The 5,327-nt window shown below is 50.2% G+C and carries 4 protein-coding genes and 1 pseudogene; all 5 read left to right on the forward strand.

Annotated features, from left to right (window positions below; genetic code table 11):
- Positions 1–610 (forward strand): annotated as a pseudogene (locus ACUU1I_RS19480) (aldehyde dehydrogenase family protein); the annotation flags it as partial.
- 63 nt (positions 611–673) lie between these two features.
- Positions 674–1,600, forward strand: a complete 927-nt coding sequence (glsB, locus tag ACUU1I_RS19485; RefSeq protein ID WP_000257409.1) for a glutaminase B — start codon at positions 674–676, stop codon at positions 1,598–1,600.
- Positions 1,567–1,959: a DUF4186 domain-containing protein gene (locus tag ACUU1I_RS19490; protein WP_050544120.1), complete on the forward strand. Its 393-nt coding sequence runs from the start codon at positions 1,567–1,569 to the stop codon at positions 1,957–1,959. Before glsB ends, ACUU1I_RS19490 begins: the two co-directional genes overlap by 34 nt.
- Before the next feature lie 138 nt (positions 1,960–2,097).
- Positions 2,098–3,516, forward strand: coding sequence for a sensor domain-containing diguanylate cyclase (locus ACUU1I_RS19495; protein ID WP_000558039.1), 1,419 nt, complete (start codon positions 2,098–2,100; stop codon positions 3,514–3,516).
- Between the two features lie 226 nt (positions 3,517–3,742).
- Positions 3,743–5,194, forward strand: a complete 1,452-nt coding sequence (uxaB, locus tag ACUU1I_RS19500; protein ID WP_000854633.1) for a tagaturonate reductase — start codon at positions 3,743–3,745, stop codon at positions 5,192–5,194.
- Positions 5,195–5,327: the final 133 nt, after the last annotated feature.

Genomic DNA, 5,327 nt, shown 5'->3' on the forward strand with positions numbered 1-5,327 from the left:
GTTCCCATCATTCTTGCAGGTAACGGCTACTTACTTAAACATGCGCCGAATGTGATGGGCTGTGCTCAGCTCATTGCCCAGGTGTTTAAAGATGCGGGAATCCCGCAAGGCGTATATGGCTGGCTGAATGCCGACAACGACGGTGTCAGTCAGATGATTAAAGACTCGCGCATTGCTGCTGTCACGGTGACCGGAAGTGTTCGTGCTGGAGCGGCTATTGGCGCACAGGCTGGAGCGGCACTGAAAAAATGCGTACTACTATCCGCCAACGGTTCTGGCGAATGTTACCCCAGAAATGACCGCGTTTCGGGAAGAAATGTTTGGCCCCGTTGCTGCAATCACCATTGCGAAAGATGCAGAACATGCGCTGGAACTGGCTAATGATAGTGAGTTCGGCCTTTCAGCGACCATTTTTACCACCGACGAAACACAGGCCAGACAGATGGCGGCACGTCTGGAATGCGGTGGGGTGTTTATCAATGGTTATTGTGCCAGCGACGCGTGAGTGGCCTTTGGTGGCGTGAAAAAGAGTGGCTTTGGTCGTGAGCTTTCCCATTTCGGCTTACACGAATTCTGTAATATCCAGACAGTGTGGAAAGACCGGATCTGACGCGACATATTCAGCTCTGATATACTCGCAGGTCTTTTCAGACCTGCGGTCCAGGAGTAGAAAGTGGCAGTCGCCATGGATAATGCAATTTTAGAAAACATCTTGCGGCAAGTGCGGCCGCTCATTGGTCAGGGTAAAGTCGCGGATTATATTCCGGCGCTGGCTACAGTAGACGGTTCCCGATTGGGGATTGCTATCTGTACCGTTGACGGACAGCTTTTTCAGGCCGGAGACGCGCAAGAACGTTTTTCCATTCAGTCTATTTCCAAAGTGCTGAGTCTCGTTGTCGCCATGCGTCATTACTCCGAAGAGGAAATCTGGCAACGCGTCGGCAAAGATCCGTCTGGATCACCGTTCAATTCTTTAGTGCAACTGGAAATGGAACAGGGTATTCCGCGTAATCCGTTCATTAATGCCGGTGCGCTGGTGGTCTGCGATATGTTGCAAGGGCGACTAAGCGCACCACGGCAACGTATGCTGGAAGTCGTGCGCGGCTTAAGCGGTGTGTCTGATATTTCATACGATACGGTGGTAGCGCGTTCCGAATTTGAACATTCCGCGCGAAATGCGGCTATCGCTTGGCTGATGAAGTCGTTTGGCAATTTCCATCATGACGTGACAACCGTTCTGCAAAACTACTTTCATTACTGCGCTCTGAAAATGAGCTGTGTAGAGCTGGCCCGGACGTTTGTCTTTCTGGCTAATCAGGGGAAAGCTATTCATATTGATGAACCTGTGGTGACGCCAATGCAGGCGCGGCAAATTAACGCGCTGATGGCGACCAGTGGTATGTACCAGAACGCGGGGGAGTTTGCCTGGCGGGTGGGACTACCGGCGAAATCTGGCGTTGGTGGCGGTATTGTGGCGATTGTTCCGCATGAAATGGCCATCGCAGTCTGGAGTCCGGAACTGGATGATGCAGGTAACTCGCTTGCGGGTATCGCCGTCCTTGAACAATTGACGAAACAGTTAGGGCGTTCGGTTTATTAAGGCAGTCTCTCGATCCACTCTTCGCGCGTTTATCCCGTTCAAAATTTCGCTCTCGCTTTCGTCTGGGCATGAAAGAGCGTCAGTATTGCCTGGAGAAAGGCGCGCCAGTCATCGAACAACATGCGGCGGATTTTGTCGCTAAACGTCTTGCTCCGGCATTACCGGCTAATGACGGTAAGCAACCCCCCATGCGCGGGCATCCGGTGTTTATCGCTCAGCACGCCACCGCGACCTGCTGTCGCGGTTGTCTGGCTAAGTGGCATAACATTCCGCAGGGTGTTTCGTTAAGCGAAGAACAACAACGTTATATCGTGGCGGTAATCTATCACTGGCTGGTTGTACAGATGAATCAGCCATGAGAATTGCGGAAAACGATAAAATAGCATTCCCAGGGTACCTTTATTTGCCGCCGCTGTTAGCGAACATGCTATCCTTTATGAGAATTTACTTATCACGTTGAGATAATTGCCACCCGCAATTGTATGGACAGATAATTAATGCATGTACACCCCATTTCAACTTTCCGTTTGTTCCAGGAAGGTCATCTGCTACGTAATAGCATCGCTATTTTTGCGCTAACCACGCTGTTCTATTTTATTGGTGCAGAGTTACGGCTGGTTCACGAACTTTCTCTTTTCTGGCCGCTGAATGGCGTAATGGCGGGGGTGTTTGCCCGCTATGTCTGGCTTAATCGACTGCATTACTATGCGATCAGTTATGTGGCGATGCTGGTTTATGATGCCATAACCACCGAATGGGGACTGGTTTCACTGGTTATCAATTTCTCCAATATGATGTTTATTGTTACCGTCGCCTTACTGGTCGTGCGGGATAAGCGTCTGGGGAAAAATAAGTATGAGCCAGTAAGTGCCTTACGGCTATTTAATTACTGTCTGATTGCCGCATTATTATGCGCTATTGTCGGGGCGATTGGTTCGGTCAGTATTGATAGTCTGGATTTCTGGCCTTTGCTTGCGGACTGGTTCAGTGAGCAATTCTCAACGGGCGTGTTGATCGTGCCTTGTATGCTGACGTTGGCTATTCCTGGAGTGCTGCCGCGCTTTAAAGCAGAACAGATGATGCCCGCCATCGCGCTTATTGTGTCGGTTATTGCCTCGGTAGTCATTGGCGGAGCGGGGAGTCTGGCGTTCCCGCTGCCTGCATTAATCTGGTGTGCAGTGCGCTATACGCCGCAGGTAACATGTCTGTTGACCTTTGTCACCGGTGCGGTGGAAATCGTACTGGTGGCAAATTCGGTGATTGATATCTCGGTCGGTTCGCCGTTCTCCATTCCGGAAATGTTCTCCGCACGTCTCGGTATTGCCACGATGGCGATATGCCCAATTATGGTTTCTTTTAGCGTGGCAGCGATCAATTTGCTAATGAAGCAAGTTGCGCTGCGAGCCGACTTTGATTTTCTGACTCAGGTTTACTCACGGTCCGGTCTTTATGAGGCGCTGAAAAGTCCATCGCTGAAACAGACACAACATCTGACGGTCATGCTGCTTGATATCGACTATTTCAAAAGCATTAACGATAACTATGGACATGAATGTGGCGATAAAGTGTTAAGCGTGTTTGCCCGGCATATTCAGAAGATTGTCGGTGATAAGGGGCTGGTGGCGCGCATGGGCGGCGAAGAATTTGCTGTTGCAGTGCCGTCGGTGAATCCTGTCGATGGTCTGCTAATGGCGGAAAAAATCCGTAAAGGCGTTGAACTGCAACCATTCACCTGGCAACAAAAAACGCTTTATCTCACGGTAAGTATTGGCGTCGGTAGTGGTCGCGCATCGTACCGAACGCTGACCGATGATTTTAATAAATTGATGGTCGAAGCCGATACGTGTCTGTATCGCTCGAAGAAAGATGGGCGCAACCGTACCAGCACTATGCGTTACGGTGAGGAAGTTGTCTGACATCTTTATTCATTCCGCGCGATTTGAATGCAATGTGTTCTACCACTTTATGATCCAGGAAAAGGCGTATTTCCTCGATTAAACCATGATCCGCGCCACACTTTTCTCATAAAACTGCTCATTAATCATCAGGAGTTGATCAAAACAGGGGTTCGGCGTATTAAAGTTTGCTAACCTGTCGCACCAATTCAAACAGGTTGTATGACTAATCAGAAGGGAACCCATTGTGAAAACACTAAATCGTCGCGATTTTCCCGGTGCACAGTATCCAGAACGTATCATTCAGTTTGGTGAAGGTAACTTCCTGCGCGCCTTTGTTGACTGGCAAATCGATCTCCTGAATGAGCACACCGATCTGAATTCTGGCGTGGTCGTTGTTCGTCCGATTGAAACTTCATTCCCGCCGTCACTGAGCACGCAGGATGGTCTGTACACCACCATTATCCGTGGCCTGAATGAGAAGGGGGAAGCGGTCAGCGACGCGCGTCTGATTCGCTCGGTTAATCGTGAAATCAGCGTCTACAGTGAATACGATGAATTCCTGAAACTGGCGCACAACCCGGAAATGCGCTTTGTTTTCTCTAACACCACCGAAGCGGGTATCAGCTACCATGCGGGCGATAAATTCGATGACGCGCCAGCGGTAAGCTATCCGGCAAAACTGACCCGTCTGCTGTTCGAACGCTTTAGCCATTTCAACGGTGCGCTGGATAAAGGTTGGATCATCATTCCGTGTGAGTTGATTGACTACAATGGCGACGCGTTGCGTGAACTGGTGCTGCGCTATGCGCAAGAGTGGGCACTGCCAGAAGCATTTATTCAATGGCTGGATCAGGCTAACAGCTTCTGTTCTACGCTGGTGGACCGTATCGTTACCGGTTATCCGCGCGATGAAGTGGCTAAACTGGAAGAAGAACTGGGTTATCACGATGGTTTCCTCGACACCGCTGAACATTTTTACCTGTTTGTGATTCAGGGGCCGAAATCCTTAGCGACTGAGCTGCGCCTGGACAAATATCCGCTCAACGTGCTGATTGTTGACGATATTAAACCGTATAAAGAACGCAAAGTGGCAATCCTCAACGGTGCGCACACCGCGCTGGTGCCGGTGGCGTTCCAGGCAGGGCTGGATACCGTAGGTGAAGCGATGAACGATGCTGAAATTTGCGCATTCGTTGAAAAAGCCATCTACGAAGAAATTATTCCGGTACTGGATTTGCCTCGTGATGAACTGGAATCTTTCGCCAGTGCAGTCACCGGGCGTTTCCGTAACCCGTACATTAAGCATCAGCTGCTGTCTATCGCGCTCAACGGTATGACCAAGTTCCGCACCCGCATCCTGCCGCAGCTGCTGGCAGGGCAGAAGGCAAACGGCACACTTCCGGCGCGCCTTACTTTCGCATTAGCGGCATTGATTGCGTTCTATCGTGGTGAGCGTAACGGAGAAACATATCCGGTACAGGACGATGCACACTGGCTGGAACGTTATCAGCAACTCTGGAGCCAGCATCGTGACCGTGTTATCGGTACCCAGGAACTGGTAGCGATTGTGTTGGCAGAAAAAGACCACTGGGAGCAGGACCTGACGCAAGTGCCTGGTCTGGTCGAGCAGGTTGCTAATGACCTGGATGCGATTCTTGAAAAAGGGATGCGCGAAGCTGTACGTCCGTTGTGCTAATAACACCGTTACTTCTGAACCCGGTTTCGACCGGGTTTCTTATTTCACTATATTAGTTACAACATCCTATATGCCTTTATCATTAACAGGTGTCACATGCAGCGCCTGTTAATGTTGTAAGCTTGACATATAG

The sequence above is a fragment of the Shigella sp. SIG3 genome (assembly GCF_053555855.1).